The sequence below is a fragment of the Sphingobium agri genome (assembly GCF_023051225.1).
Classification (GTDB): Bacteria; Pseudomonadota; Alphaproteobacteria; order Sphingomonadales; family Sphingomonadaceae; genus Sphingobium; species Sphingobium agri.
Genome location: NZ_JALKHS010000006.1, coordinates 133,611 through 160,156, shown reverse-complemented (window position 1 = coordinate 160,156; position 26,546 = coordinate 133,611). Strand labels below are relative to the sequence as shown.

The following is a 26,546-nucleotide window of genomic DNA, read 5'->3' as shown; positions in this document are numbered from 1 at the left end:
TCGCAGAGTCAACGCTATTGCGAATAATTATTATTCTTCAGCGCTGCAAAGAGCCAGCATCTGATAGCACTCGCCAAATTGGGAGGGTCGGAAACTGCCAGCCTTGCTATGTCGATCTGCGCAATCAGCGCGTTAAGCGGCAGCCCCTCGCGGGCAGCGCGCGCACGAAGTGCTCGCCAGAATATGGGCTCCAGGCTGATCGCGGTCTGATGTCCGGCGATCGTCACACTGCGCTTTACAGGAGGGGCGAACGGCGTTTCCGCTGAGCCCGGCTCCCCCTCGATCCCGTCGTCTTGGACCATCAGTACATATGCTGGCCACCGTTGATGGACATGGTGCTGCCCGTGACAAAACCTGCCTCTTCGCTGCACAGAAATGCCACACCGCGTGCGATCTCTTCAGCCTGACCGAGGCGACCGACAGGGATCTTCGCGACAATCTTCTCCAGGACCTGGGCAGGCACTGCAGCCACCATGTCGGTGTCGATATAGCCGGGCGCGATGGCATTTACGGTGACGCCGAACTTGGCCCCCTCCTGCGCAAGAGCCTTGGTAAAGCCATGAATGCCGGACTTGGCGGCGGCATAGTTCACCTGACCATATTGTCCGGCTTGACCATTGATCGATCCGATATTGACGATCCGGCCCCAGTTCCTCTCTCGCATGCCGCCAAAGGTAGCCTTGGCCATATTGAAGCAACCGCCAAGGTTGATACGCATGACCTCGTTCCAATCGTCGAAGTTCATCTTCGCGAGTACGCCATCGCGTGTGATGCCCGCATTGTTCACCACGATATCGACCGGTCCCAGTTTTTCGGCAACCGCAGCGCAACCGTCCAGACAAGCCTGATGATCGCCGACGTCCCAGCGGAAAGCGTCGATGCCTGTCCTGTCTGTAAATGCGCGCGCCTTCTCGTCGTTTCCAGCGTAGTTGGCGGCAACTTTGCAGCCCAATTCCTTGAGCGCCAGGCTGATCGCCTCTCCAATACCCCGCGTTCCGCCCGTTACGATAGCTACCCTGTCCATGTCAGTTCCCCTCTCGAATTGGACGAAACTCATCTTGAACCCACCCCGCCAGTTCACGGCCGATCAGATTCCGGTAAAGGATCATAGCTTCCGGCGAGGCGTTCAGACAGGGCAAATGAGCGAATGCCTCGCCACCGGCCGCCAGAAAATCTTCCCGGCCACGCATCGCGATTTCTTCAAGCGTTTCCAGGCAATCCGCCGAAAATCCGGGGGTGAGAACGGCGACGGATCGAACAGCCTGAGCCGGTAGCTCTCGCAGGGTTTCATCCGTTGCTGGTCCCAGCCATTTCGCACGCCCGAACCGCGACTGGAACGACAGCCTCACTTCTCTTCCGAGCGCATCCTGAAGAAGCTTAACGCTGGCGCGGCACTGGTCATAATAGGGGTCGCCCAGGGTTCGCGTACGCTCAGGCATACCGTGGAAGCTGGCAAGCAGCATGTCCGGCTTGAAATCCAGCGCAGCCAACTGCCGCTCGGTGGAGGTGCGCAACGCTTCAATATAGGAAGGGTCAGCGTAATAGGGCGGCAAGGTGCGGATTGCAGGCTGGACACGCAGGCGCGCGAGGGCGGCATAACAGGCATCGAGCGCTGTTGCAGTCGTCGCCGCGCAATATTGCGGATAGAGCGGCGCCAGCAATATCCTGCTGCATCCCTCTGCAATCATCGCGTTCAGCCGGTCGGCGATGGACGGCTTCCCATAGCGCATGGCCCAATCGACCCTGATCTCAGGCCCCGTGAGTTCCTGCAGCCTTGCGGCGGTCTCACATGTGTAGACCGCGAGCGGAGAGCCTTCATCGAGCCAGACTTCCCGATAAGCCTTCGCGGATTTGGCTGGACGGGTAAGAAGGATTGGTCCGCGCAATATGGGTTGCCACAATAGCTTTGGGATCTCCACGACCCTTTGGTCAGACAGAAACTCACCCAAATAGCGCCTCACAGATGCAGTATCCGGTGCATCGGGCGTGCCCAGATTGATCAGAAGAACGCCGATATTTGCCATGTTTGATGTCATGTCCGTGACAGGATGGGGAGTTGACGGAAACGCTGACCCGTGACGGTGAAGAGGGCATTGGCGATAGCTGGAGCAACCGGGGGCGCCCCAATATCGGTAAGACCAGCAGGAGGTGCCGTGCTACGGATCATCTCCACGGTAATCTCGCCAATATCCTGCAAGCGGGGCAGCCCCATGCGGGAGAGAACCGAACGCGTCGGCATTCCCTTTGCATAAGGCACTGATGCACCCATGGCCATTGCCAGGCCGAACAGGAGGCCGCTTTCGACCTGTTGACGTGCGATGTCGGGATTGACCTGTTCACCGCCATCAACCGCCGCGATGATCCGGCCGACGTTCAGCTTGTTTCCATCGATGGCGGCTTCGACCATGACAGCGATATAGGCGCCATTGATCGCTTGCACTGCTAGGCCCTGACCGCTTCCTTCAATGCCCCCCTGCCATCCGCCCATGGCTCCGACCGTGGTCAAGCAATGCGCCAGTCTCGGATTGCCACCCAGCATCTGGATACGAAAGGAGAGCGCTTCCATCCCCGCCAAGTGAGCAAGTTCGTCAATGAAGCTTTCGGTGAAGAAGGCGCCGTAAAGATGCGCATTGCCCCGGGTGAAGCCTAGCGGCAGGCCGACATCGGCGGGAAAATGATCTACCGCCCAATTCGGCATGGCATAAGGCAGCTCCATGCCTGCCACAGCGAGCCGCGTTGAAGCATCAACTGCGGCACGGCTTGCTTCATGAGGGGATTTGCCGTCCGCGATCCGCTTCCATGTCTGTGTCATCGCGCAAGGCGCCGCCACTTTCGCCAGCCATCCTTCGATCGCGCCATTGCGGCCGAGCTTTGCCGCCATCCTAGCATGTGCCGGAGCGCCGGGACGGTCCTGGATTACATCTTCCAGCCTGGACCAGAGCAATTGGACAGGGCGTCCAACTTCCCTGGCAATCAAGGCGGCCTGAACGCCAACCTCGAAATCCATCTTGCGGCCGAACGACCCGCCAGCGTGGAGGGGGTAAAGCACCACCTGCTCCTCCGGCATGTCGAGGGCATCCGCTATCGCCGTACGCGCCAGCGCGGGAGCTTGGGCGGGCATCCATATCTCCGCGACGCCCTCGCCGACCCGAGCAGTTGCGCAGGGGGGTTCCAGCGTCAGATGCAGGCCCGGCGCAACGCTGAACTCGCTGGCAAGGATGGTCGCATTGTCGAACAGCGGCTTTAGATCACCGCGCGAATAAAGCCGTTGACCCGAGGAGCCTGAGAAAGCCTGTTCAAGAGCCGCATCGATGCCCGCGCTGCTCACAGGAGACCCCGATAGCTCGAAGACTGGGTCACTCAGGTCGAGCGCCTTGTTGGCTGCCCACCAGTTTGTCGCGACGGCTGCGACCCAACGATCAGTGCGCACCAGCTTGCTAAAGCCGGTGACAGATTTTGCCGCCTGCTCGTTCACGCGCGTAAGCAGGGCGTCGCCTATCGGTCCCTGGCGAATGGAAGCGAAAAGCATGTCGGGCAATCGGACGTCGGCGGCAAAGTTGTGGCTGCCGTCGATCTTCGACGGCGTGTCGAGGCGCGGCAGATCCTGTCCGAACAGCCGGTCAGCCTGACCTTGCCGGAAGGGCAAAATGTCCGGCAAGTCCAATTCTGCCGCCTCGGCTGCGACCTCACCGATCTTTAGGGTGCGCCGCCCCCCATCAGTGATGATGCCATTTTGAATATCACAGCTTTCCCAAGGCACATCCCAGCGTGCCGCAGCGGCTTTGCACAGGAGCACGCGGGCGGCGGCGCCTGCCTCTTGGTAAGCTGTATGGAACATCGGGACAGATGTGCCAGCACCGGTCAACATCAAGGCACGCCGCGTCGCATATTGTCCGATCGCCCACTCGCCCGCGCCACCGGCCAGCCTCGACCAATCATCAGCCAGCCACTCTCTGGCCAGCAACGTATTGGCGTAGAGCGGACTGACAGGCGCGCTTTGGACGCCAACGGTTCGCCAGTCGGCACCCAGTTCGTCCGCTAAAATCTGTGGCAGCAGGGTCGTCACGCCCTGCCCGGTCTCTGCTTGCGGCACGATCACAAGGATCCTGCCCGCCTTGTCGATCTTGAGGAAGGCATTGAAGACCGTTTCGCCCGCAGCTGCGTTCAGATTGGGGCGATAGGTGCGTGGCCATGCGCCCCAAGCCAGCAACAGGCTTCCTGCCGCGCCGGCGCCGACGAGCAGCGTCCGCCGATCGAGCCCCCTTCCCATGCCGTTACGATTTGCCTGCCTCCGCAGTGCGCGCGTCATGATGATTGTGATAAAGAGGCTTGGTGCTGCTGGAAAGCGCTAATCCGCGCTAATCCGTGGGATATTGAATCGCGGAATGTCGATGGCCGGGCAGCGGTCCATCACGACCTTCAATCCAGCAGCTTCCGCGCGCTCCGCCGCCTCTTGGTTGATCACGCCCAGTTGCATCCAAACCGCCTTGGCACCCGCCGCGATCGCATCATCAACGGCCTCGCCAGCGGCTTCACTGCGCCGGAAAATATCGACCAGATCAATCGGAACGCCAATGTCGGCCAGGCGCGCCCAGACAAACTCCCCATGCACATGCTCCCCGGCGATCTGGGGATTGACCGGCAATACGCGATAGCCATGGTCCTGCAGGAATTTCATCACGCCATAGCTCGGTCTCCCGGGCCGGTCGGAGATGCCGACCAAGGCAATCGTACGCGTCTCATCAAGCAGATCGGCGATATCCTGCGGCTGCGTCAGCGGCATGACTCTTTTTCCTTCCTTGCCATGGGGTGAAAGACGCCGGACCCCGCAGAACCGTTCCCACGGCTCTTGCTCACCTTCGTAGCCAGTCGGCGACTTGCTTTGCCACGGCGTGGAATGCCTCGCCGGAAGCGTCATCGCCCGCGGCAGGAGGATCACCCGCATCCGACCGGCGTCGAATGTCTATCGCCAGCGGGATGCGCCCCAAAAAGGCCATGCCCATGGCTGCGCCCGCAGCTTCCGCGCCACCTGCGCCGAACGGATCGGAGATTTCCCCGCAATGGGGACAGCTATAGCCCGCCATATTCTCGACAAGCCCGATCAGCGGCACGTTCGTTTGCTCAAAAAGACTGACCGCACGGGTGGCGTCGATGAGCGCCAAATCCTGCGGCGTAGACACGATAACAGCCCCGGCGGGCTTATGCTTTTGCACCATGGAGAGTTGAACGTCCCCGGTCCCGGGGGGCATGTCCACGATCAGCAACTCAACGTCGCCCCAATCGGCATCGATGAGTTGCGAAAGGGCGTTGCCCGCCATCGGCCCCCGCCAAGCCAGTGCTTTGCCGGGTTCGACCAGATGTGCCATCGACAGCATTGGAATGCCGAACGGGCTCTCCACTGGGATAAGATGCTTGTCCCGCGCCTGCGGCTTCTGATCTTCGCTCGCCATCAACCTGGCTTGCGACGGGCCATAAATGTCGGCATCGACCAATCCCACCGCGAAGCCCAGTCGCTTGAGCGCCACGGCGAGATTTGCCGAAAGGGTGGACTTGCCCACCCCTCCCTTGCCGGAAGCAACGGCAATGATCCGGAGCGCTTTTCTTTCGGCCGTCATGGCGATGCGCACATCCTGCACGCCCGGCACCAGCAAGCCGCCTTCCTTGATCGCGGCAGCAACGGCATCCCGCCGCTCGGGAGAAAGGCCGCCCACATCCAAGGCCAGGCTCATGACACCATCCTTGATCCGGGGCGCGCTGGCGCGGCCATCGGTCAGTGTCTTCAGGCGGGCGGCAAAACTCTCAAGATCGGTCATGACAGCGCCTCCTAGGCAATAATCGTTGCGAAGGGCACTGTTTTTCGTGGCCCTCCCTTCCTATAGAGACGGGATGAAGAGATTTTTCGGGTGGATGCCAGGCATCGCCAGCGCCATGGTCCAAGGCCCCTGGGGCGGCAAGAGCGACGGCCCTGAGGGCAATGACGGTTCGGGCAAGGGGGGCGACGGCGGCCCACGCAATCCATGGACGCAACCGGGCCGCGCTCCCGGCGGCAAAGGACCTTCCGCTATAGAGGAACTGCTGCGCCGCAGCCGCGAAAGCTTCGGCCAAGGTGGCGGCGGTGGTGGCTTCGGCAACCTGCCGCCGCGCCCTGCCGGAAAAACGCTTTGGCCCGCTGCGGTCGGCATTCTCATCCTGCTGTGGCTGGTGCTCACCTGCTTCCACCGCGTGGGGCCACAGGAACGCGGCGTCGTGACGTTGCTGGGCAAATATAGCCGCACACTCTCGCCTGGGATCAGCCTGACTTTGCCTGCGCCGCTGGAAAATGTGACGACCGTCGACGTGGAGGAAATCCGCGCAATCGACATCGGCTCACCCAGTGCGCAAAGCGAAAATCTGGTGCTGACCGGCGACCAGAATATCATCGACCTTGCCTATTCGGTCCGTTGGAACATTCGCAGCCCTGAGCTTTACCTGTTCCAACTGTCCGATCCCGACGCAACTGTCAGGGAAGTCGCGGAAAGCGCCATGCGGTCGGTCGTCGCCAGCGTCAGCCTGGACGATGCGCTGGGCGCGGGGCGTACGGAAATCGAACAGCAGGTCGAGCAGCGGATGCAGGAGATATTGGATGGGTACAGGTCCGGTATCCGGGTGCAGGGCGTTGCCATCAAGCAAGCCGACCCGCCGACTGCGGTCAACGATGCGTTCAAGGCTGTTTCGGCCGCTCAGCAGACCGCCCAGACTTATCTGAACGAGGCAAGGGCGGCCGCGCAGCAGGTGACGGCCAAGGCTCAGGGTGAAGCCGCTGCGTTCGACAAGGTTTATGAACAATATAAGCTGTCGCCGGACGTGACGCGCCGCCGCATGTATTATGAAACCATGGAGGGCGTCCTGTCCAACGTCGATAAGACGCTCATCGAAAGTGGCAATGTCACACCCTTCCTGCCGCTGCCGGAGTTGAAGCGGCGCGCGCAGGGAGCGGCTGCATCGTCCGGTGCGGCTGCTGCGGAAGGAGGTCAATAATGCCGACGCTCGTCCGCCATCCGGTTGCGCTTGCACTTTCCGTCATTGCCCTCCTGCTGCTTCTCGGCAGCACGATCGCGATCGTGCCGGAAACCAAGCAAGGCGTGATCGTGCGCTTCGGAGACCCGAAGAAGATCGTCAATCGCTACCGTCCCAATGAGGATTTCGGCAAAACCGGCGCAGGCGTGATCCTGCGCTGGCCGTTCATCGATCAGATCGTCTGGATCGACAAGCGCGTCTTGTCCGTAGAGATGGAGAGGCAGCAGGTGCTGTCGACCGATCAGCTTCGGTTGCAGGTCGATGCGTTTGCGCGCTACCGCATCGTCGATCCGCTGCGCATGTACATCGCAGCAGGCAATGAGGAACGTGTGTCCGATGCCCTGCGGCCCATCCTGGGTTCGGCCCTTCGCAACGAGCTTGGCAAGCGCCCATTCGCCGCCCTGCTCTCGCCTGAGCGCGGCCAAGTGATGGACAATATCGAAGCCGGGCTTAACCGGGTGGCGCGGCAATATGGCGCCGAGATCGTAGACGTCAGGATCAAGCGCGCCGACTTGCCGGATGGCGCGCCGCTGGAAAGCGCCTTCACCCGGATGCGCACTGCGCGCGAACAGGAAGCGCTGACTATCAGGGCGCAAGGCGCGAAGCAGGCGCAGATCATCCGGGCGGAAGCCGATGCGAATGCGGCACGGATTTATGCGGAAAGCTTCGGAAAGGACGCGCAATTCTACGACTTCTATCGGGCGATGCAGGCCTACCGCTTCACGTTCGCACCCGATCGGACAGGTTCCACCACCATGGTGCTGTCGCGTGACAATGAATTCCTGAAGCAATTCCAGGGAAGGGACCGATAAGCCGTAAGATGCAGAAGAGGTTCAGGGATCATTTCGGAACCAGCTTCATTCAATGAGGGTTAAGGCTGGGCGGCGCATCCGACTCTCTTCCGAGTCCCGCCCTTCCTTCGCCAAGATCACGAGAGGACCGTCACGAGTGCGTTACGCTTATGCCCTTACCGGTGCCCTGCTTCTCGGTGGCACCGCCATCGCGGTAACATCCAGCCCGAACGTCGGCGCGCAGGTCGCGCAAAATGAAGGCATGCAGGCCGCAGCACCTGCCGGCGCGCCTGCCAGCTTGGCCGACATGGTGGAAAAGCTTCAGCCTGCGGTGGTCAATATTTCCACCAAGCAGCGCGTGCAGGTTCAAAATCCTTTCGCGGGCACGCCCTTCGGCGACCTGTTCGGCCAGGGTCCTGGTGCTAAGCCGCAGACGCGGCAGGCGCAGTCTCTTGGCTCAGGGTTCATCATCTCGGCTGACGGCTATATCGTCACCAACAACCATGTCGTGTCCGCCGGCGCCGAAGGGGCGTCGGTCGATGCCATCACGGTGACCCTCACTAACCGAGAGGAATATTCGGCAAAGCTGATCGGGCGTGACCCCGCCACTGATATCGCAGTGTTGAAGATCGAGCCGAAGAAGGCGCTGCCGTTCGTCAAGTTCGGTGACAGCACGAAGGCGCGCGTCGGCGATTGGGTGATCGCCATCGGCAACCCCTTCGCCCTGTCGGGCACCGTCACCGCGGGCATCATCTCGGCCGTCCATCGTGGCACGGGCGGAACCTATGACAAGTTCATCCAGACCGATGCGTCGATCAATCAGGGCAACAGCGGTGGCCCGATGTTCGACATGCGCGGCAATGTGATCGGCATCAACAGCCAGATCCTTTCGCCATCGGGCGGCAATGTGGGCATTGGATTTGCGATCCCGTCCGAACAGGCGGCGCCGATCGTCGCCACGCTCCGCAAGGGACAGAGCGTGAAGCGCGGCTATCTGGGTATCCAGATCAGCCCGCTTGGCGAAGACCTTGCAGATTCCCTTGGTCTTGCAAAGAACCGCGGCGAATTCGTCCAGGGCGTCGAACCTGGCAAGGGCGCGGACCGCGCAGGCATCAAGGCGGGCGACGTCATCGTCAGCGTGGCCGGTCAGGAAGTGACGCCCGACCAGAACCTGTCGTCGATCGTTGCATCGCAGCCGATCGGATCGCGGGTGCCGATCGTCCTCTTGCGCAATGGACAGCGCCAGACGGTAACCGCCATTGTCGGCCAGCGTCCATCAGAGGATGAGCTCAACAGCTTCGCCCAGCAACAGGACGATGATTTCAACCAGCAGCAGCCGGACGACCAATCCGGTGGTGCGCAAGCGACGCAGCAGTCGCTTGGCATTTCGGCCATCCCGCTGACGCCTAACATCGTCCGCCAGCTGGGCATCGCCGCCGACACGCGCGGCGTCGTCATCACCGCTGTCGATACTTCCACCGACGCAGGAGCGAAGGGCCTGCGTCGCGGCGATGTGATCATCACTGCCAACAACCGTCCGGTCGCCAGCCAGGCAGATTTGGACGCGGCCGTGCGGCAGGTGTCGTCACAAGGACGAAGCGCCATTCTCTTGCAGGTACTGCGTCGCGGGCAACCTGCGGTATTCTTGCCGGTGCGTCTGCGGGACAAGTAAGTTTCCGGAAACAACGCGGTTAAGATCGCATCGGGCCGCGCTTGCCGGACTGCCTGTCTCACCACTAAGATGGTGAGCAGGGTCCGGCAGGCGCGGCCCGATGCTTATGGGGAGCATGACGCATGAGCGACGGCATTTTCATCGGCCTTGGCGCAGCTGACACGGGCGGCGGCATTCCTCAAACGCTTAACTTGCGCCGGGCCAACCGTCATGGGCTGATCGCAGGCGCTACGGGAACCGGCAAGACGGTGACGCTGCAAGGGATCGCGGAGAGCTTCTCCGCCCGTGGTGTTCCGGTTTTCCTCGCCGACGTGAAAGGCGATTTATCAGGCATTGCAATGGCGGGATCGCCCACGGCAAAAAATGCCGACAAGCTTGTCGCCCGCGCCAAGGAGATCGGCGTAGAAGATTACAGCTACGCCGATAATCCGGCGATCTTCTGGGACCTTTACGGGGAGCAGGGTCATCCGATCCGCACTACGGTCAGCGAAATGGGGCCGCTGCTCCTCGCCCGCTTGATGGGCCTCAATGAGACGCAGGAAGGCGTGCTCTCCATCGCGTTCCGATATGCCGATGAGGAAGGGCTGCTGCTGCTCGACCTTGGTGACCTGCAATCGATGCTCGCCTACTGCGCCGAGAATGCGGAAGAACTTTCCAGCCGCTATGGCAACGTCACCAAAGCAAGCGTGGGAGCGATCCAGCGCCAGTTGCTGCAACTTGATAGCCAGGGCGGCGGGCATTTCTTCGGTGAGCCCGCGCTTGATATCCACGACTTCCTGAAGGTTGACGATCAGGGACGCGGCTATGTCAACATCCTGGCCGCAGACAAGCTGATGCAGAGCCCGAAGCTGTACGCGACCTTCCTCCTTTGGCTACTCAGCGAACTGTTCGAAACGCTTCCTGAGGTCGGCGACCCGGACAAGCCGGTTTTGGTGTTCTTCTTCGACGAGGCGCATCTGCTATTTGATGACGCTCCCAAGGCGCTGACGGACAAGATCGAGCAGGTCGTCCGGCTGATCCGTTCCAAGGGCGTGGGCATCTATTTCGTCACACAGAACCCGATAGACATTCCCGAAGAGGTGGCGGGCCAGCTTGGCAACCGCGTTCAGCACGCCTTGCGCGCCTTCACGCCCCGTGACCAGAAGGCCATCAAGGCGGCCGCCGAGACATTCCGCGTGAATCCCGATCTGGACGTGGAAACCGCGATTACCGAACTGAAGGTAGGCGAAGCCCTGGTCTCGCTGCTTCAGGAAGATGGCTCTCCCGGGATCGTTCAACGTACCCTGATTGCCCCGCCCCGTTCCCGCCTGGGTCCGGTCGACGCCAAGGAACGGGCGATCATCCAATCCATCTCTCCGTGTGAAGGTAAATATGACGCGCTTGTCGATCGCGAGTCCGCTGAGGAGATATTAGCGGCGCGGGGCCAAGCTGCTGCTGCGGCGTCTCAGGCCGCAAAAGCAAAGGTTGAAGCCGACAAGGCGGCCGCCATTCAGGCCAAGTTGGAAGCAAAGCAGCGCGAGGCCGAGCTCAAGGAGCAGGCGAAGCGGGACGCGGCCGCTGCGCGAGAGGCCGCCAAACCGTCTGCCCTCGACCGGGCGGTCCAGTCCGCTACCCGCTCCGCCGCATCATCGGTAGGACGGCAAGTCGCCAATGAACTCGGCCGCGCGGTGTTCGGAGGATCGAGCCGCCGTTCTTCCAGCGGAGGGTTGGCGGGGCAACTTGTGCGCGGCATATTGGGCAGCCTGTTCAAATAGGGCATCGCCTCAAAGGGAGAAGCAGGATGCGTATCGGAAGCACTGCCATTTGCGCTCTGGCCTTAATCGTTGCCCTGCCTGTTGAGGCGCAGGACTATCGCGATCTGCACCGCGCAGCCGACGCTGCGATCGTCAGCGACGTCGTTCGCGACCGCCAAGCCGAACGTGACGCGAAGCGGCAGCCCTATGTCTCTCCCGTCTACGGCTCCATCCGCAGCGCCACTGCTGCACGCAACGCCTGCGCGGCAAAGGCACGTGACGAGGCAGGTGCGGGCGCGCGCATAGTGGGGCGCGTGAACACAAGGTCGATGGCGACAGGATGGGAAGTCGAAGGCGAGGTGGGCCCAGCCGGTGGCCAGCGGTCACTTCCCTTCATATGCTCCGTCCGCAACGGGTCGGTCAGCGGCATTCTGCTTGACCCCGACCGCTAGGTTCAGGGAGTGGCCAAGCAGGAGTTTTGCCGTTGCAAAAACTGCTGTTGCCATTCTCTACCCACGCAATTGCATATCATGGCGCAGGCAGTAAGAAAATCTCATGAAGGCGCCAATCGACTCCCGCCATCCGCTGCACTTCGGCGATTTCCGTGGCTATCTGCTGGGGCGGCTTGCGGGAGTGCTCGCTCAATATGGCATGATGACTGTCTTGGGCTGGCAAGCTTACAATGTCGCCCGGGAGAGCATGAGCACGTCGGGCGCCGCGGCTCAGCTGGGCCTCATCGGTTTGGCGCAGTTCGTGCCCCTGTTCTTTCTCACTCCCTTGACGGGTTGGGTCGCCGATCATTTCGACCGGCGCAATATCGCTCGGCTGACCTTGGCCATGCTGATGGTGGCATCCGCGCTGCTGGCGTTTGCGACCTATGAAGGATGGGTAAGCCTGCCGCTGATCTTCGGGATCGCCGCCATCGTGGGTATCGCGCGGGCGTTCAATGGGCCGGCCTACAGCGCGCTGGCGCCCAATCTGGTGCCGCGCGACGTGCTGCCAAACGCGATCGCCTTGTCCAGCGTCGCCTGGCAGGCAGGCATGATCATTGGACCGGCATTGGGGGGCTATGTCTATGCGATGACGGCGTGGGGCGCTTATGCTCTGGCGTCCGGCCTGTTCGCGGTCGCACTAGGCGGCATGTTGCTGATCGGTCCGGTCAAGCAGCCGCCGCGCGACACAAGCCGGCATCCTGTCCGGCAGATGCTGGACGGACTGACCTATGTGCGTTCGAACCGGCTCGTCCTTGCTACCATCACGCTCGATCTTTTCGCGGTCCTTCTGGCAGGAGCAACGGCTCTGCTGCCAATCTACGCCCGCGACATCCTGAAAGTCGGATCGGCGGGGCTCGGGCATCTGGCCGCATCGCCAGCCATTGGCGCGGGCATCGTCGCGCTCTTCTTTTCCTTCCGTCCGATGCGATCGGACGTTGGGCTGAAGATGCTGGCGGCCGTCATCATATTCGGGCTCTCAACCATCCTGTTCGGTGCTACCGCCTTCATCCCACGTAACATCGCGATGGAGATCGGCATCGGCGCATTGGTGCTGCTGGGCGCTGCGGACATGGTGTCCGTCTATGTCCGCCAGTCGCTGATCCAGCTTCACACGCCCGATGCCATGCGCGGCCGGGTGTCCAGCCTTTCCCAACTTACCATTTCAGCATCCAATGAATTGGGTGAAGCAGAGTCCGGTTTCCTCGCCGCGCTGGTGGGGCCTGTCGCCGCGGTGATCGGCGGCGGCATCGGCGCGATCGTGATCACCCTCGTCTGGGCGCGGCTTTTTCCCGAGTTGCGCCTTGCACGTACCTTTGACCCACCCGACTTACGGGAGGCCGACATCAGCCAGGAGAAGGCCAAATGAAAGCTGCCAATATTCTCGAAACTATCGGCAACACGCCGCATATCCGGGTAAGCCGCCTGTTCGCCGACGCGCCTGAAAGGGTAGAGGTCTGGATCAAGTCGGAACGTGCGAATCCGGGCGGGTCGATCAAGGACCGTATCGCGCTCGCCATGATCGAGGCTGCCGAAGCGTCAGGCGACCTGAAGCCCGGCGGCACCATTATCGAGCCGACGTCCGGCAACACCGGCGTGGGCCTGGCCATGGTCGCGGCCGTTAAGGGCTACAAACTGATCCTCGTCATGCCGGAAAGCATGTCGGTGGAGCGGCGCCGGCTGATGCTGGCTTATGGCGCCTCCTTCGACCTCACGCCGCGCGAAAAGGGCATGAAGGGCGCGATCGAGCGCGCCCTCGAGTTGATCGAGCAGACACCCGGATCGTGGATGCCGCAGCAATTTGAGAACAGCGCCAATATCGACGTGCATGTTCGTACGACGGCCCAGGAAATTGCGGCCGACTTTGCAGACAGCCCGCTTGACATATTGATCACCGGCGTCGGCACAGGCGGTCATATCACCGGCGTCGCCGAGGTGCTTAAGAAGCTTTGGCCCAGTCTGAAGGTGTATGCGGTCGAACCGACCCTATCCCCCGTCATCAGCGGTGGACAGCCCGGCCCCCATCCGATCCAGGGCATCGGCGCTGGCTTTATCCCCGCGAACCTGCACACGCAATTGCTGGACGGCGTGATTCAGGTCGATCCGGCCGATGCCAAGGAATATGCCCGCCGTGCCGCGCGTGAGGAAGGCATGCTTGTAGGCATTTCGTCCGGCGCGACCCTCGCCGCCATCGCGCAGAAGCTGAAGGAACTTGCCCCCGGCAGCCGCGTTCTGGGCTTCAATTATGACACCGGCGAGCGCTATCTGTCGGTGCCTGACTTCCTGCCCGAATAGGTCAGCGCTGGACACAGGATGATTGACGCTACCACCGGCAGCCAGCCGCATCGGGCGATGTGGCTGATCTGGCTTCTGCTGTTCGCTGGCCTCCCCGCGCTGGTGGCGCGGTGGGAGGCGCGCGCGCCTGCGGCCGAAGCCGCGCGGGTGGCGCTGGTGCAGCGAGCGAGGCTGAAGCAACCAGCGACGGCCGCTCCGGTGGTGCAGCCTGTGGAGCTTTACCAACTGGATCGTGATCAGGCGCAGGCATTCAACGCGGCCGTGCCATTTTCCCATTTGCCAAATCCGGCTGCGCGGCCTTTCCTGTTCAATGGATCGGAAAGCGATCTGGCGCGGGCGATCGACTGTCTGGCGGCCGCGCAGCTTTACGAGGCTGGAGATGATGCCGTGGGTGAGCGCGCGGTGGCGCAGGTGGTGCTGAACCGCGTGCGCCATCCCGCTTTTCCGAAAACCGTCTGCGGCGTCGTTTTTCAGGGGCAGGAGCGATCCACCGGCTGTCAGTTCACCTTCACTTGCGACGGCGCTCTGGCGCGCACGCCGAGCCCTGCCGCTTGGGAGCGGGCGCGGGAAATTGCCAGGGCGGCGCTCGCTGGCAAGGTGTTCAAGCCGGTCGGCTATGCAACCCATTATCATACCGATTGGGTTGTGCCCTATTGGAGCAGCAGCCTGGACAAGATCACGGCGGTGGGAACGCACCTCTTTTTCCGCTGGCGGGGCTGGTGGGGGACGCCGCCAGCTTTCCGGTTGGGGCGGGATAGCGTGGAGCCGGTGATCGGGCGGATCGCTCGCCTGTCGATCGCGCATCGGGAGGGAGGCAGCGAACTGCCCGGCATTCTGGTGCCGGGTGGATCCGAGCTGGCGGCTTTGACGGCCAAACCGCAGGAGGCGATTGGCGCGGGTTCGGTCGGTCAGATCATGGGCGGAGTGAGGCTGATCGCCATCGCTCCGGGAGCGAGAGCCTTTCTGGTGGAATTGGGCAAGGCGACGGCAGCCGATAGCTGGCCGGTGATGGCGCAGACTTTTTGCGCGGGGCGGCTGGAATGCCGGATCATGGCGTGGCGGGCGGGGATTGCGCCGCCGGGCTTTCCGCTGTCGGGCGATCAGCTGGAGAATATGAGCTTTGCCTATATTCACAACGCCGCGACTGGATTGCAGCGGGCTTTGTGGAATTGCGGGCAAACGCCGCGGGAGAACCGGGGAGAATGCATGCGGCAGCGGGTGCCGGTGGAGCAGGTGAAAGTCCCGCCGCCGCCGCTGGAGGGCGTGCGGAAGAAGGAGCGGTTTGAGACGGTGACGATTGCGCCGCCGAATAAAGTCATGAATGAAATGGCGAATTAAAAGAGATTCCGGCCGCGATTTCCAATTTTTCCTATTTTTCCTATTTTTGCTGCCCGGGTGACCCTCCCCCCATCCCCCCTCTCCTTTCGGATAGCCCCTCAATTGACGGGCTATCCCCTGAGGGGCCGCACAGGAGAAGCGCGTAGTTTGATATAGCGCGCTTATCCATCTGGACCTTGAGGGGCGCGCCATGAAACAGGAAGTCCAGCCGTTGCTGCGTTGCCCCCGGACGGGGCAGCCGCTGGAGCCGCAGGGGGACGGATGGCTCGCCTCGCGCGATGGGGCTTGCCGCTATCCGACGATCGAGGGCACCCCTTTCCTGATCGACATCGAACGATCGGTGATCGATCACTACCCCCCAAACAGCAGGACGAGCAGCCCGGTCAAACGCTCCGCCCATCAGGGGCTCACGGCTTTCGCGAAACGGCTGGTGTCGCCGGAAAAGAAATCCACGCGCGAGAATATCAAAAAGCTGGTGGCGCTGCTGGCGGACCGGAAGCGGCCCAAGGTGCTGGTGATCGGCGGAGGCACGCGCGGACAGGGGACGGAGGCGCTGTACGCGGCGCCCGATGTGGAGATCATCGCGTTCGACATCTACCTGTCCGACCGGGTCGATTTCGTCGCGGACGCGCATAGTATCCCGCTGCCCGACGGATCGGTCGACGCGGTGCTGGTGCAGGCGGTGCTGGAGCATGTGCTGCAGCCCGAACAGGTGGTCCGAGAGATCTGGCGCGTGCTGGCCGATGACGGCATCGTCTATGCCGAAACCCCCTTCCTGCAACAGGTGCATGAGGGGCCCTATGATTTCACCCGCTTCACCGACAGCGGCCATCGCTACCTGTTCAGGCGGTTTGCGATGATCGACGCGGGCACATCAGGCGGGCCCGGCACCCAGCTGCTATGGTCGATCGACTATTTCGTGCGCGCGCTGTTCCGGTCCCGCACGGCGGGCAAGATCGCCAAGCTCGCCTTTTTCTGGCTGCACTATGCCGACCGGCTGATCGGCGACCGGGATTCGCTGGACACGGCTTCGGGCACCTATTTTCTGGGGCGCAAGAGCCAGGAAAGTTTGGGGCCGAGGGATATTGTGCGCTTTTACCGGGGGGCACAGTAGCGCGAGCGCGGGGCCGGCGACGGGCCGATCCGGCAGGGATGCCCGCCCCTTCCCGAATTCGTGCGACAGAATGACGGGGCTGTGCTAGAAGGCGGCATCGAGCGAAAACAGCCCGCAAGCCTTCGCCTCGACCGAGAGTCCCTTGTGCTCCCGCTTGCCAGCCGGAGCATGCTCTATGGAAGACCTCAATTATCTGCTGAAATGCGAACAGATGGAGCTCCTCAAGGAGCAACATTCGATATGCGCCACATCACGGGCCGCGCACCGCGCGCGGGCGCGGGGCTATGGCCGCCGCATCCGCGAGCATCACCATCCCTACAGGTCGGGCGCGGTCAGGAGCGGGGCCGCCTTTGCCCCCTATCCCTTCGGCGGCGAAGGGCGGCATTCATGAGCCGGGTCGTCAACCTGACGGCATCGGTCGCCGAGGTCGAGCGGCTGTGCCGGACCCATGATTTCCGCATATCGACGATAGAGCCGCTGCTGTCGGGCGGCTCCAGAGTTGTGCTGCTCGACGGCCGGGAAGCGGATCAGGTCCGCGTCCTGATGAAGAAGCAGATGATCTCCGGCGACGTCAAACGCTCCCCCGCCCATGTATCCCGGCAGCCGCCGCCTTCCTACCGGACGCGATGAGGAAGCGGGTCGATCATCTGCGGAGCCAGCAACTGCTGGCTCAGCAAAGCGCCGCCGTTGCGACGTGCAGGGAAGCGCGGCTGAAGCATGATGATCTGGCCCGTGCTTATGGGAAGATCATCGGCGTGCTTGAGCGGGAGCGGTTGCCTTAGGGTCACAAGTGAAAGCTGCTGTTCGCTCGGCGCCGCCTCCCGATGCAAGTCTAACTGCCCCGCCGCCCTTTTTATACCTGAAATGGCTCGAACACGTTGAGCAGAAGTATTTCAATATGATTTGCTACCGCGTTCTGGCCGACCTTCAGGCTATTCGGGTGGCCGCAGCCATTCCGTAGCTTGAGGCCCTTGAGCAACTCATCCTTTTGATTCTTGCCTAAAACACCGATCGCAGCACATCGTTCAAGGAACTTCTCCTCGGCCATGCGGCCAACACCATCCTCATTGACGGCGTCTTTCCATTTCGCGTCTACGGACTTCGCTGAGGCGTTGAAGACCGCGAGGTGATTGCGAACGACAACTCTATGTAGAACATCGACAGCAGCGAGCCACGACATGACAATGGCCGAGCGATATAAGGCATTCTCGTGGCATTTGATTGCTTCTTCGACAAACACGCGCGTATTTGGGTTAATTATCTTTTCTAGGTGGCTTCGAAGGTCTGTCGCGACTTGCATCGCGGCTGGGCTAAGCGACGTGACGCCTACATTACGGAGATATGCCTTGCCGGACTCCGTGAGCTCCCATCCTTCTGGCACACAAATAGCGAGCCCCCTACTCTTGCTCAGTGAGGCAGAGGGGTTCCAAGTCTTGCCGATCTTCAAGCCAGCTTTCGCCGCGCGCTCCCGTATACTAGCGAGCTTCGCAGGAGCGTCAAACGTGGCGAGGATCAATAGCAGCTTATCAAGCTGCTTGAGTTCCTTATGAAGCCACTGCTTAAGATCAGCTTCGCTCAGCAACTTGAGATCTCAATGCCGCAAGTTCATGTGACTTGAGCGCGTATGTGCCATTGTTGAGCTGGTTCAGCTTGCTCGTGCTAAGCGACTTCAGGGCCGCGCCCAAATTAGACCCGATGTTTTGATTGTAGTGGCTGGTTGCTGACTTCATAGTCTCGAGTAGCTCTTTACGAGTGAAGCTTTGCCTACCCTCTACTATTTGCAAATAGGCGGCTGCCGCTATCACCAGTTCAGGACCACTCTTAACGGACAGGCGGTCAGCAACACTGTTAACGTGAAGTTGAAGATTTGTGTGTTCCAGCAGAAGAGGCGCGGTAGTGCTGCTGCTGGCCGTACCATTCGCCCCATTAGATGGCGCGAGCGGCGCAGTGTCGTCAGGCTCAGGCACTAGTGATTGGGCAAGCCCCTGAACCTGTGAAATGAATTCTTTGATATCGGAAACCGCGAGCGGACTTTCCGTCTCGAGCGAAAGCTCAACTTCACCAGCGCGCAGATGTATTTTTGTTCCCATCGATACCCCCTGAGGTAGCACGTTAGCGAGTAGCAATTCGGTGAGTCAATTGCCGCCGCATGCTGTCGTTCTGAACGTTTGCTTCGGGAGCAGTAGCGCAACGCAGCCTTCACTAAAGCCCCCAACAAAAAAGGGGCCGCCGGGCAGGCGACCCCTTTCTATCCTCTCCGCTGATGCGGGCAGGGCCTTTTATCAGTCGCCCTTGGGCTGAAGATTGACAGCTGCGTGCTTGCCGCGGCGGTCTACTTCGAGTTCGAAGTCCAGGCGGTCGCCTTCGTTGAGGGCGGACATGCCTGCGCGTTCGACGGCGCTGATGTGCACGAATGCGTCGGGCTGGCCGTCGTCGCGCTGGATGAAGCCAAAGCCCTTCATGGCGTTGAAGAACTTGACCGTGCCGCTGGCGCGTTCGCCGGTCAGCTGGCGCTGCGGGCCACGATCGCCGCCGCCGAAGCCGCCACGATCACCGCCGAAGCCGCCTGCGCGGGGTTCGCGGGGGGCACGTTCCTGAACGGGGAGCGGTTCGCCTTCGATCTTGAGATCGGTCGCCGACACCTTGCCGCCGCGATCGACCAGGGTGAAGCCCAGCTGCTGACCTTCGGCAAGGCCCGTGAGGCCTGCCTGCTCAACGGCGCTGATGTGGACGAACACGTCTTCGCCGCCGTCATCACGGACGATGAAGCCGAAGCCCTTTTGACCGTTGAAGAATTTGACTACGCCGGTGCCTTCGCCAACGACCTGCGCGGGCATGCCGCCGCCACGGCCGCCGCCGAAGCCGCCACCACCGCCGCCGCCGCCAAAGCCGCCGCCGCCGCTGCGGAAACCACCGCCGCCACCGCCGCCGCCGAAGCGGTCACCGCCGCCGAAACCACCGCGATCGCCACCGAAACCACCGCGATCAAAACCACCGCCGAAACCGCCACGATCATTACCGCCGCCGTAAAAATTGTCGTCGCCGAAACCGTCGCGCTTATCCTTGCCGCGCCCGCCGCGGCGACCTCTATCAAAACTCATGCCCTGTTGGTCACTTTCGCTTCGCCCAGACTATACCGGATAAACATGCCGGGCGAATGACATGAAGAATCCACCGCAGATATGCGGGTTTGAGAATCACTATATCAACTTTTCAGCCATGCGCGAATGATTTTAGCCCGATTGCCGCCACAATTCGGGATTGCCCCGTAATGAGGCTTTTCGTTCACGGCCAAAAGGGTCGATTGAGTTGCCGCCGCTTTCGCCATAGAGGGGTCGAATGACCGTTCACTTTCATGAAGAGGACCTGCCCGCAGACGTCCTCGCCCCCGGCCCTGTCGCCGTCGATACCGAAACCATGGGCCTCATCACGCCGCGCGACCGCTTATGCGTCGTTCAGATCAGCGACGGCGGGGGCGACGAGCATCTGGTGCGCTTCATGCCCGGCAGCGATTATGCCGCGCCCAACCTGCGCGCGGTGCTGGCGGACCCGGCGCGGTTGAAGCTCTATCATTTCGGGCGTTTCGACATAGCGGCGATCCGCCACTATCTGGGCGTGGTGGCAGCGCCGGTCTATTGCACCAAGATCGCGTCGCGCCTGATCCGCACCTATACCGACCGGCATGGTTTGAAGGAGCTGGTGCGCGAAATGCTGGGGCAGGAAATCAGCAAGCAGCAGCAGTCGAGCGACTGGGGCGCGCCCACCCTGTCCGACGCGCAAAAGGATTATGCGGCGTCGGACGTGCGCTACCTGCACGCGCTGAAGGCCGAGCTCGACAAGCGGCTGATCCGCGAAGGGCGGATGGAACTGGCGCAGGCCTGTTTCGATTTCCTTCCTCACCGGGCGGAGCTCGACCTGGCGGGATGGCCGGAGATCGACATCTTCGCGCATATGTGAGGGACGTAGCGCTTTTCCATGTCCATACAGGCCGATCAGCAACGTCATGCCAGGCGGGATTGGGCGCGGCCGGGCGGCAGCCATGACAGGCTGGTCGCGCGGCTGAAGAACTGGTTGCCGGTGTTCGTCGGCGTGCTGGCGGCCTTGCTGGTGATGGCGCCCTTTACCGGCGGCGACAAGGTGAGCTTCGTGCTCGACAAGAACAAGGTCGAGGTGGCGAAGGAGCGCATGCGGGTGAGCGAGGCGCTGTATCGTGGCGAGGACAGCAAGGGGCAGCCCTTTTCCCTGCGGGCGGGCAGCGCGGTGCAGAAAAGCTCGCGCGAGCCGATCGTGGACCTCAATGACATGTCGGCGCGCGTGCTGCTGTCCGAAGGGCCCGCCGTGCTGAACGCGCGCAAGGGGCGCTATGACATGGAAAAGGAGCGCGTGGCGGTGGATGGGCCGGTGCAGTTCGAGGCGGCGGGCGGATACAGGCTGACGACGCGGGACGTGGGCATCGACCTCAAGACCCGGCGCATGCGCAGCGCGGGGCGCGTCGACGGGCGGATACCGATCGGCACGTTCAGCGGCGACCATCTGGAAGCGGACCTCGCCGCTCGCACGGTGACGCTGAATGGCAGGGCGAGCTTGCGCATCGAACAAAATGGCATCAAAGGGCGGTAGTGATGAAGAGATCGCTGATCCTGCTGTCGAGCGCTGGCGCCTTTTGCGCGGCGATGGTCTTTGCTGGCGCCGGGGCGCAGGTGCTGAAGAATCATGACAGCAACGCGCCGGTCAACTTTACCGCGGACAGGATCGAAGTGCAGGACCGCGCCGACCGGGTGGTCGTGTCCGGCAATGTCGAAGTGACGCAGGCGGGCATGAAGCTGAACGCCGCGCGGATGACGGTGGCCTATCGCAACGGCGCGGGCAGCGGCGTGGAGGTCGACCGGATCGATGCTTCGGGCAATGTCGTCGTGACCAAGGGCAATGAGACGGCGCGCGGCAATGTGGCGATCTATGACCTCAACAGCCGCCTGATCACGATGCTGGGCAATGTGACGCTGACGCAGGGCAGCAACCGCTTGTCGGGCGGGCGGCTGGTGATCGACCTGACGAGCGGGCGCTCGACGGTGGACGGTCGGTCCTCTGGCGGCGCTCCGGGTGTGTCGGGCGGATCGGGAGGCCGTGTGTCGGGCACCTTTACCGTGCCGCAGCGGAACAACTGAGCCTTTTTCGAAAAGCTTTGCGAAGGGTTGGAGGCGTGGGTTTCCGCGCGGAAGCTGCACGGTTGCATCAATAAATATGGCATTTTGAAGGCAAAATGTTACAATGAATCTAGCGGGGTCGTTTCTCGATTCTGCGAGGTCCATCATGTCACGCTTGCTGATGGCGGCGACAGCTGCCTGTTGTTTTGTTGCGCTTTCTTCCGGTCAGGTAGCCGCCTCCGGTCCAAATCAGTGCTGGCAACCTTATGAAATAGAAGCGGCGAAAGTCCGGGATCTCCACGTGATGCTGATGCTGGGGACTTTGCGATGCAAGGCGGTGAACAAGGAGATCGAGGCGAAATATTCCGCCTTAATCGACAAGAAGATCGAGCTGCTGAGCAGTTACAATAATGTGCTCAAGACCAGGTTCATGCGGGTCAATGGCATCGCCGAAGGGCAGCGGGTGTATGAACAGTTCAACACGAAGCTGGGCAACGGCCATTCTGGAATGGCGCAGGCGGGGAGCTATTGCCAGACGATCGAGACGCTGCTGACGCTGGCGACCGAGGCGCAGGATAAGGAACTGCCGCAACTGGCGACGACCTTTTCCGAAAGCGCGATGGGCATCGACGCGGTGTGCGAGGCGCCGCCGGTGGTGACGGCGGCTGCTCCGGCGGCGTCGGCTCCGGTGGTGGCGTCGGCTCCAGCAACCGGGACCGGCGAGGTGGCGCAGGTCAATGCGCCGCATGAGGCAGTCACGGCTCCCGGCGTGGCCGTCACGGCAGAGGCGACGGTCGGCCAGTCCAGGTCCGCAGCGGCGGCGCTGGAGGCGGCGGCAGTGGCGTTGCAGAATGCCGCGGCGAGCCTGAAGGCACAGGCTGGGGCTCCGGAGGCGGTGCCGGACAAGCCTGCCGCGGCGCCCGAGGCGAAGCCGGCCGTGCTGCAACCCATAACAGCGAGCGCGGCACCGGTGGGATGAGGAGCAATCGGGGGTCCCCTCCCCTGAAGCAAGGCGCTTTCAGCTAGAGCGCGCTGCGTTTAATCGGACGCAGGTCGCGCGCTCTAGCTTTTTGTTATCGCCTCGTTTTAGGCGCAAAACCGGTTCCCACTTTTGCGCACGATGCTCTAGCCCTCAGGGCCGTTGATCCCAATGTCGGAGCATGACCTTGCCGTCCGCAGCGATGGTGAGTTCGCCAAAGGCGCCCGTGCGCAGCTTGAGCGACGCGGGTGAGAGGCCGAGCGCGATCAGGGCGAAGCGGGCCGCGCCGTTGCTGGTGACGAGAAGGTCCGTGCCCTCCCCACCTTGCGCGAAATAGCTTTGCCAGGCGGCGATGCGGGAGGGCGCGTTGACGATCCAGCCGGGGGGCGGAAGGGCCTGCTCGTCCCATGCGCCAAGCGCCTGCGCGCCGATGCGGGCAAGGACTTCGGCTTCGGCGCGGCCTTCGTCCGGGCCATGGTCGATCTCGTCGAGCCAGGGGAGCGTGCCGGTTACGGGCTGGCCGAGAGCGGCGGCGATGCGGCTTGCGGTCTCGCGGGCGCGGCTCAGCGGGCCGCTCTGGATGCGGGACGAGGCGAGGCCTTGCGCGGCGAACCATTGGCCGAGGCGGTCGGCCTGGGCGCGGCCGCTTTCGACGAGCGGCACGTCGGTGCGCGCGCCGATGCGGCAAGCGGCGGCGCTGCTTTCGAAGGTGTTGCCATGGCGAATGATGAAGATGCGGCGCATGGAATCAGGTGGGTGTAGGATCGCCGTGCGTAGCGATGAGGGCCTCTACGCGCTGGATGTCGGCTTCGGTGTCGATGCCGGAACTGTCGAAGATCGGCGGATCGATAGCGACGGTGGTGACCGGGATGCCGAGTTCGAGGAGGCGAAGCTGCTCCAGCCCCTCCAGCTGCTCAAGCGCGGTGGGGGACGCAGCCTCGAAACGGGTGAGCGCGTCCAATGTGTAGCCATAGAGGCCGACATGGCGCCAGACGGGGGAGAGCGGCTGGGTGGCGCGGAGGGCCTGCTCGTCGCGGATGGCGGGGATGATGGTCTTCGAGAACCAAAGCGCGCGGCCATCGGGAGCGCGGGCGCAGGTGGTGCCGCTGAAAGGCGAGCGCAGCTTGTGATCGCGGAGCGCGTCGAGCGCGCTCCAGTCGAGGGCGATGACGGGGGTCGCGACTTCAGCGCCCGAATGAAGCGCGGCGATGACGGCGCGCAACGCCCCTTGAGGCTGGAATGGGGAATCGCCCTGCAGATTGACGATAAAGCGCGGGGATTCCGGACGCTGGAGCGCGGCGGCGAGCGCTCGGCCGGAGCCGGTCGCGATGGCACTCTCCGTCATGGCTGCGGCACAGCCAACAGCATTGGCGTGATCGGCGATTTCGCTGTCGTCGGTCGCCACGACCAGCTCAGCGTCCGCAATGCCCGCGATGGCGGCGCGGGCCATCGCGATGGTCCGGTGCAGCAGCGTGCGCCCGGCGATCAGGCGCAGGGGCTTGCGCGGTAAACGGGACGATCCCGCCCGCGCCGGAATGACGATGAGGCTGTTCAGGCGACCCCGGCGTGCAACAGGTCGTGCATATGGACCGCACCCATCAACCGCCCGCCTTCGCAGACGAAGAGCAGGGTGATGTTATGCATGTGCATGAGCCGCAGCGCTTCGGATGCCAGTTCGTCGGGACCGACCGACAGCGGCGGCACGGTCATGAACTGGCCGACCGCTTCGGTCAGTTGCCGCGTGCCGGTGAGCGTGCGCCGCAGGTCACCATCGGTGAAAGCGCCGATCAGTTCGCCGCTGCTGTTGACGATCGCCGTGCCGCCAAGACGCGCGCGGGTCATTTCGATGGTGGCGTCGAGCAGCGAGGCGTCTTCGGGCACACGGGGCACATTGTCGCCCGAGGCCATGAGGTCCCGCACCTTCAGCAGTTGCGCGCCAAGACGGCCATTGGGATGGAATTTGTGGAAGTCGTCGGCGGAGAAGCCGCGCATTTCCATGAGCGCGATGGCCAGCGCATCACCGAACGCCATCTGGACCGTCGTGGAGGTCGTGGGCGCCAGTTCGTTGGGGCAAGCTTCGCGCACGGCAGGCAGAAGTACGCACACGTCCGAGGCCGTCGCGACGGTGCTTTGCGCACGTGCGGTGAGGCCGAGCAGAGGTATGCCGAAGCGCTTGCAGTACTGGATGATGGGACCGAGTTCGCTTGATTCGCCCGAGTGCGACAGCATGAGCACGATGTCGTCAGGCGTCACCATGCCAAGGTCGCCATGGCCCGCGTCGGCCGGGTGCATGAACAGCGCGGGCGTGCCTGTCGAGGTCAAAGTCGCGGTCATCTTGCGCGCGACTATCCCGCTCTTGCCCATTCCGGTGACGATCAAGCGGCCCCGCACGCTCATGATCATGCTGACGACGCGGAGGAATATCGCGGAAAAATCCCGGTCGGCGAACTTCGCTTCCAGCGCGTTCAAGCCATGGGACGCGACAGACAAGGTCCTGCAGGCTGTTTCCACAATCCGGCTGCCAGAACCAAAAGGCACAATTTTCGTTACTGTCGACACAAGTTCGCCCTTTTTTCCATGACGTCCAGCCAGGTTTTCCTGATCCGTGCAGCATGGCAGCAGCCGCCCTATCAGCGTACTGCCCTCCAATTCATTAGCGACCCATCCGGCTGCAAGCCGACCCGGCGAAGCAGATAGGATAGTTGACAGCTGAATGGCAATTCAATTTGCCAAGAGGTGCGAAAATTTGCGCGCCTTTATTGCCACATGCGGCACAAATCGATGCTGCTTTGTAGGTAGCTGGAACTTTCCGCACGGTTAGGCGTATTGCGGCGAATTTTCGTCCGCATCAGCTTGCGTGATAGTCGCGATACCAGGACACGAAGCGCGGCACGCCCACCTCTATGCCGGTCGTCGGCGCAAAGCCGATATCCTCCGCGATCGCGCTGATGTCGGCAAAGGTCGCGGGAACATCGCCGGGTTGCATGGGCTGGAAATCGATCTCCGCCTTGCGCCCGATCGCCTGTTCCAGCACCGAGATGAGGTGCATCAATTCTTCGGGCCGGTTGTTGCCGATATTGTAGAGCCGATGGGGCGAACGGCTGCCCCCCGCCTTGGGCGCGCCATCGTCGGCCGGGGCATGGTCGAGGCAGCCGATCACGCCGCTGACGATATCGTCGATATAGGTGAAGTCGCGCTGCATGCGGCCGTGGTTGAAGACCGGGATGGGATCGCCCGCGAGGATCTTCTTCGTGAAGATCCACATCGCCATGTCAGGCCGTCCCCAGGGGCCATAGACGGTGAAGAAGCGCAGGCCGGTCATCGGTATGCGGAAGAGATGGGCGTAGGTCTCGCTCATCAATTCGTCGGCGCGCTTGGTGGCGGCATAGAGCGATACGGGATGATCGGCGCGGTCCTCGACGCGGAAGGGCAGGCTGTCATTGCCGCCATAGACGGACGAGGAGGACGCATAGACGAGGTGCCGCACCCGCCTTTCGCGCGCCAGTTCCAGCATGTTCACATGACCCGCGAGGTTGGAGCGCACATAGGCATGCGGGTTGATGAGCGAATAGCGAACCCCCGCCTGCGCCCCCAAGTGGATGATCGCTTCCACCGTCTGATCGGCAAGCGCCCGGTTCAGCGCGTCCAGATCGGCAAAGTCGAGTTCGGCGAAGGTGAACAGCTTGCCATGCCGCTGTTGCAGCGCGGCGATCCGGTCGCGCTTCAACGAGACCTGATAATAGTCGTTCATATTGTCGATGCCGATCACCGCCCGTCCGGCGGCGAGAAGCTGATCAGCGACGGCCATGCCGATGAAGCCCGCGGCCCCCGTGACGAGGATGGTCATGCGGCCACCATGGAGCGTGACTGGATGGAGGAGGTCGCCATGGTATTATCTTTCAGCCGTCGAAGGTTAGCCGCCTGTAAACAGAC

General features: G+C 62.4%; 29 protein-coding genes. 16 read left to right on the top strand and 13 right to left on the bottom strand.

Annotation, left to right across the window (positions count from 1 at the left end):
• Window positions 1-14: 14 nt before the first annotated feature.
• The 6 genes from MU848_RS04065 to MU848_RS04040 form a co-directional block, all read right to left on the bottom strand.
• Window positions 15-302 carry a ribbon-helix-helix domain-containing protein gene (locus MU848_RS04065; RefSeq protein ID WP_247230359.1) on the bottom strand — a complete coding sequence of 96 codons (288 nt, stop codon included), beginning with the start codon at window positions 300-302 and terminating at the stop codon, window positions 15-17.
• The gene (gene phbB, locus MU848_RS04060) at window positions 302-1,024 is read right to left on the bottom strand and encodes an acetoacetyl-CoA reductase (RefSeq protein WP_201515549.1); all 723 of its coding nucleotides are present in this window, start codon (window positions 1,022-1,024) and stop codon (window positions 302-304) included. Before phbB ends, MU848_RS04065 begins: the two co-directional genes overlap by 1 nt.
• Before the next feature lies 1 nt (window position 1,025).
• Entirely contained in the window at window positions 1,026-2,024 is a 999-nt protein-coding gene (gene hemH / locus MU848_RS04055) for a ferrochelatase (protein ID WP_247230357.1), read from the bottom strand.
• Between the two features lie 8 nt (window positions 2,025-2,032).
• Window positions 2,033-4,309 carry a xanthine dehydrogenase family protein molybdopterin-binding subunit gene (locus tag MU848_RS04050; RefSeq protein ID WP_247230355.1) on the bottom strand — a complete coding sequence of 759 codons (2,277 nt, stop codon included), beginning with the start codon at window positions 4,307-4,309 and terminating at the stop codon, window positions 2,033-2,035.
• 39 nt (window positions 4,310-4,348) lie between these two features.
• Window positions 4,349-4,783 carry a CoA-binding protein gene (locus MU848_RS04045; protein WP_201515552.1) on the bottom strand — a complete coding sequence of 145 codons (435 nt, stop codon included), beginning with the start codon at window positions 4,781-4,783 and terminating at the stop codon, window positions 4,349-4,351.
• A 70-nt stretch (window positions 4,784-4,853) separates the two neighbouring features.
• Window positions 4,854-5,813 (bottom strand): Mrp/NBP35 family ATP-binding protein, encoded by a 960-nt coding sequence (locus MU848_RS04040; RefSeq protein ID WP_097092280.1) that lies wholly within the window; start codon window positions 5,811-5,813, stop codon window positions 4,854-4,856.
• Window positions 5,814-5,886: 73 nt separating this feature from the next.
• On the opposite strand from MU848_RS04040, the gene hflK reads away from it, so the two are divergent.
• From hflK to MU848_RS03980, 12 genes are all read left to right on the top strand, one after another.
• On the top strand, window positions 5,887-7,017 hold the full coding sequence (gene hflK / locus MU848_RS04035) for an FtsH protease activity modulator HflK (protein WP_247230353.1): 1,131 nt from the start codon (window positions 5,887-5,889) through the stop codon (window positions 7,015-7,017).
• A complete protein-coding gene (hflC, locus tag MU848_RS04030; protein WP_097092281.1) occupies window positions 7,017-7,868 on the top strand; it encodes a protease modulator HflC in 852 nt (283 codons plus the stop codon). The genes hflK and hflC overlap by 1 nt, the downstream gene beginning before the upstream one ends.
• 136 nt (window positions 7,869-8,004) lie before the next feature.
• Complete coding sequence (locus MU848_RS04025; RefSeq protein WP_097092282.1) at window positions 8,005-9,519, top strand: Do family serine endopeptidase; 1,515 nt, start codon at window positions 8,005-8,007, stop codon at window positions 9,517-9,519.
• Window positions 9,520-9,641: 122 nt separating this feature from the next.
• Window positions 9,642-11,273 (top strand): helicase HerA-like domain-containing protein, encoded by a 1,632-nt coding sequence (locus tag MU848_RS04020; RefSeq protein WP_247230351.1) that lies wholly within the window; start codon window positions 9,642-9,644, stop codon window positions 11,271-11,273.
• A 26-nt stretch (window positions 11,274-11,299) separates the two neighbouring features.
• On the top strand, window positions 11,300-11,704 hold the full coding sequence (locus tag MU848_RS04015; RefSeq protein ID WP_236575095.1) for a hypothetical protein: 405 nt from the start codon (window positions 11,300-11,302) through the stop codon (window positions 11,702-11,704).
• 103 nt (window positions 11,705-11,807) lie between these two features.
• Window positions 11,808-13,112 carry an MFS transporter gene (locus MU848_RS04010; protein WP_247230349.1) on the top strand — a complete coding sequence of 435 codons (1,305 nt, stop codon included), beginning with the start codon at window positions 11,808-11,810 and terminating at the stop codon, window positions 13,110-13,112.
• A complete protein-coding gene (cysK, locus tag MU848_RS04005) occupies window positions 13,109-14,038 on the top strand; it encodes a cysteine synthase A (RefSeq protein WP_201515556.1) in 930 nt (309 codons plus the stop codon). The genes MU848_RS04010 and cysK overlap by 4 nt, the downstream gene beginning before the upstream one ends.
• An 18-nt stretch (window positions 14,039-14,056) precedes the next feature.
• Window positions 14,057-15,376 (top strand): cell wall hydrolase, encoded by a 1,320-nt coding sequence (locus MU848_RS04000; protein ID WP_247230347.1) that lies wholly within the window; start codon window positions 14,057-14,059, stop codon window positions 15,374-15,376.
• Window positions 15,377-15,566: 190 nt separating this feature from the next.
• Window positions 15,567-16,490 carry a class I SAM-dependent methyltransferase gene (locus MU848_RS03995; RefSeq protein WP_247230345.1) on the top strand — a complete coding sequence of 308 codons (924 nt, stop codon included), beginning with the start codon at window positions 15,567-15,569 and terminating at the stop codon, window positions 16,488-16,490.
• A gap of 175 nt (window positions 16,491-16,665) precedes the next feature.
• Window positions 16,666-16,881, top strand: coding sequence for a hypothetical protein (locus MU848_RS03990; RefSeq protein ID WP_201515559.1), 216 nt, complete (start codon window positions 16,666-16,668; stop codon window positions 16,879-16,881).
• Entirely contained in the window at window positions 16,878-17,120 is a 243-nt protein-coding gene (locus tag MU848_RS03985; RefSeq protein ID WP_097092289.1) for a hypothetical protein, read from the top strand. The genes MU848_RS03990 and MU848_RS03985 overlap by 4 nt, the downstream gene beginning before the upstream one ends.
• Window positions 17,117-17,272, top strand: coding sequence for a hypothetical protein (locus tag MU848_RS03980; protein WP_247230343.1), 156 nt, complete (start codon window positions 17,117-17,119; stop codon window positions 17,270-17,272). Before MU848_RS03985 ends, MU848_RS03980 begins: the two co-directional genes overlap by 4 nt.
• Before the next feature lie 71 nt (window positions 17,273-17,343).
• Here the strand turns inward: MU848_RS03980 and MU848_RS03975 are convergent, their stop codons facing one another.
• The 3 genes from MU848_RS03975 to MU848_RS18965 form a co-directional block, all read right to left on the bottom strand.
• The gene (locus tag MU848_RS03975; RefSeq protein ID WP_247230341.1) at window positions 17,344-18,072 is read right to left on the bottom strand and encodes a hypothetical protein; all 729 of its coding nucleotides are present in this window, start codon (window positions 18,070-18,072) and stop codon (window positions 17,344-17,346) included.
• Window positions 18,056-18,580, bottom strand: coding sequence for a hypothetical protein (locus MU848_RS03970; protein WP_247230338.1), 525 nt, complete (start codon window positions 18,578-18,580; stop codon window positions 18,056-18,058). Before MU848_RS03970 ends, MU848_RS03975 begins: the two co-directional genes overlap by 17 nt.
• 192 nt (window positions 18,581-18,772) lie before the next feature.
• Complete coding sequence (locus tag MU848_RS18965) at window positions 18,773-19,591, bottom strand: cold-shock protein (protein ID WP_281494296.1); 819 nt, start codon at window positions 19,589-19,591, stop codon at window positions 18,773-18,775.
• Window positions 19,592-19,829: 238 nt separating this feature from the next.
• Between MU848_RS18965 and MU848_RS03955 the strand changes: the two genes are divergently transcribed.
• The 4 genes from MU848_RS03955 to MU848_RS03940 all read left to right on the top strand — a co-directional run bounded on the left by MU848_RS03955 (window position 19,830) and on the right by MU848_RS03940 (window position 22,613).
• Window positions 19,830-20,447 carry a ribonuclease D gene (locus MU848_RS03955; protein WP_247230336.1) on the top strand — a complete coding sequence of 206 codons (618 nt, stop codon included), beginning with the start codon at window positions 19,830-19,832 and terminating at the stop codon, window positions 20,445-20,447.
• Between the two features lie 18 nt (window positions 20,448-20,465).
• Window positions 20,466-21,110: an LPS export ABC transporter periplasmic protein LptC gene (locus tag MU848_RS03950; RefSeq protein WP_201515564.1), complete on the top strand. Its 645-nt coding sequence runs from the start codon at window positions 20,466-20,468 to the stop codon at window positions 21,108-21,110.
• Between the two features lie 2 nt (window positions 21,111-21,112).
• Window positions 21,113-21,655, top strand: a complete 543-nt coding sequence (locus MU848_RS03945) for an LptA/OstA family protein (RefSeq protein WP_247231645.1) — start codon at window positions 21,113-21,115, stop codon at window positions 21,653-21,655.
• Between the two features lie 283 nt (window positions 21,656-21,938).
• Entirely contained in the window at window positions 21,939-22,613 is a 675-nt protein-coding gene (locus MU848_RS03940; protein ID WP_247231643.1) for a hypothetical protein, read from the top strand.
• 153 nt (window positions 22,614-22,766) lie between these two features.
• Here the strand turns inward: MU848_RS03940 and MU848_RS03935 are convergent, their stop codons facing one another.
• The 4 genes from MU848_RS03935 to MU848_RS03920 all read right to left on the bottom strand — a co-directional run bounded on the left by MU848_RS03935 (window position 22,767) and on the right by MU848_RS03920 (window position 26,460).
• Complete coding sequence (locus tag MU848_RS03935) at window positions 22,767-23,357, bottom strand: histidine phosphatase family protein (protein ID WP_247230334.1); 591 nt, start codon at window positions 23,355-23,357, stop codon at window positions 22,767-22,769.
• A 4-nt stretch (window positions 23,358-23,361) separates the two neighbouring features.
• Window positions 23,362-24,156, bottom strand: a complete 795-nt coding sequence (gene kdsB / locus MU848_RS03930) for a 3-deoxy-manno-octulosonate cytidylyltransferase (RefSeq protein ID WP_380800639.1) — start codon at window positions 24,154-24,156, stop codon at window positions 23,362-23,364.
• Window positions 24,157-24,164: 8 nt separating this feature from the next.
• Window positions 24,165-25,172, bottom strand: coding sequence for a KpsF/GutQ family sugar-phosphate isomerase (locus MU848_RS03925; RefSeq protein ID WP_097092889.1), 1,008 nt, complete (start codon window positions 25,170-25,172; stop codon window positions 24,165-24,167).
• 289 nt (window positions 25,173-25,461) lie between these two features.
• Window positions 25,462-26,460 (bottom strand): NAD-dependent epimerase/dehydratase family protein, encoded by a 999-nt coding sequence (locus tag MU848_RS03920; protein WP_247230332.1) that lies wholly within the window; start codon window positions 26,458-26,460, stop codon window positions 25,462-25,464.
• Window positions 26,461-26,546 lie beyond the last annotated feature (86 nt).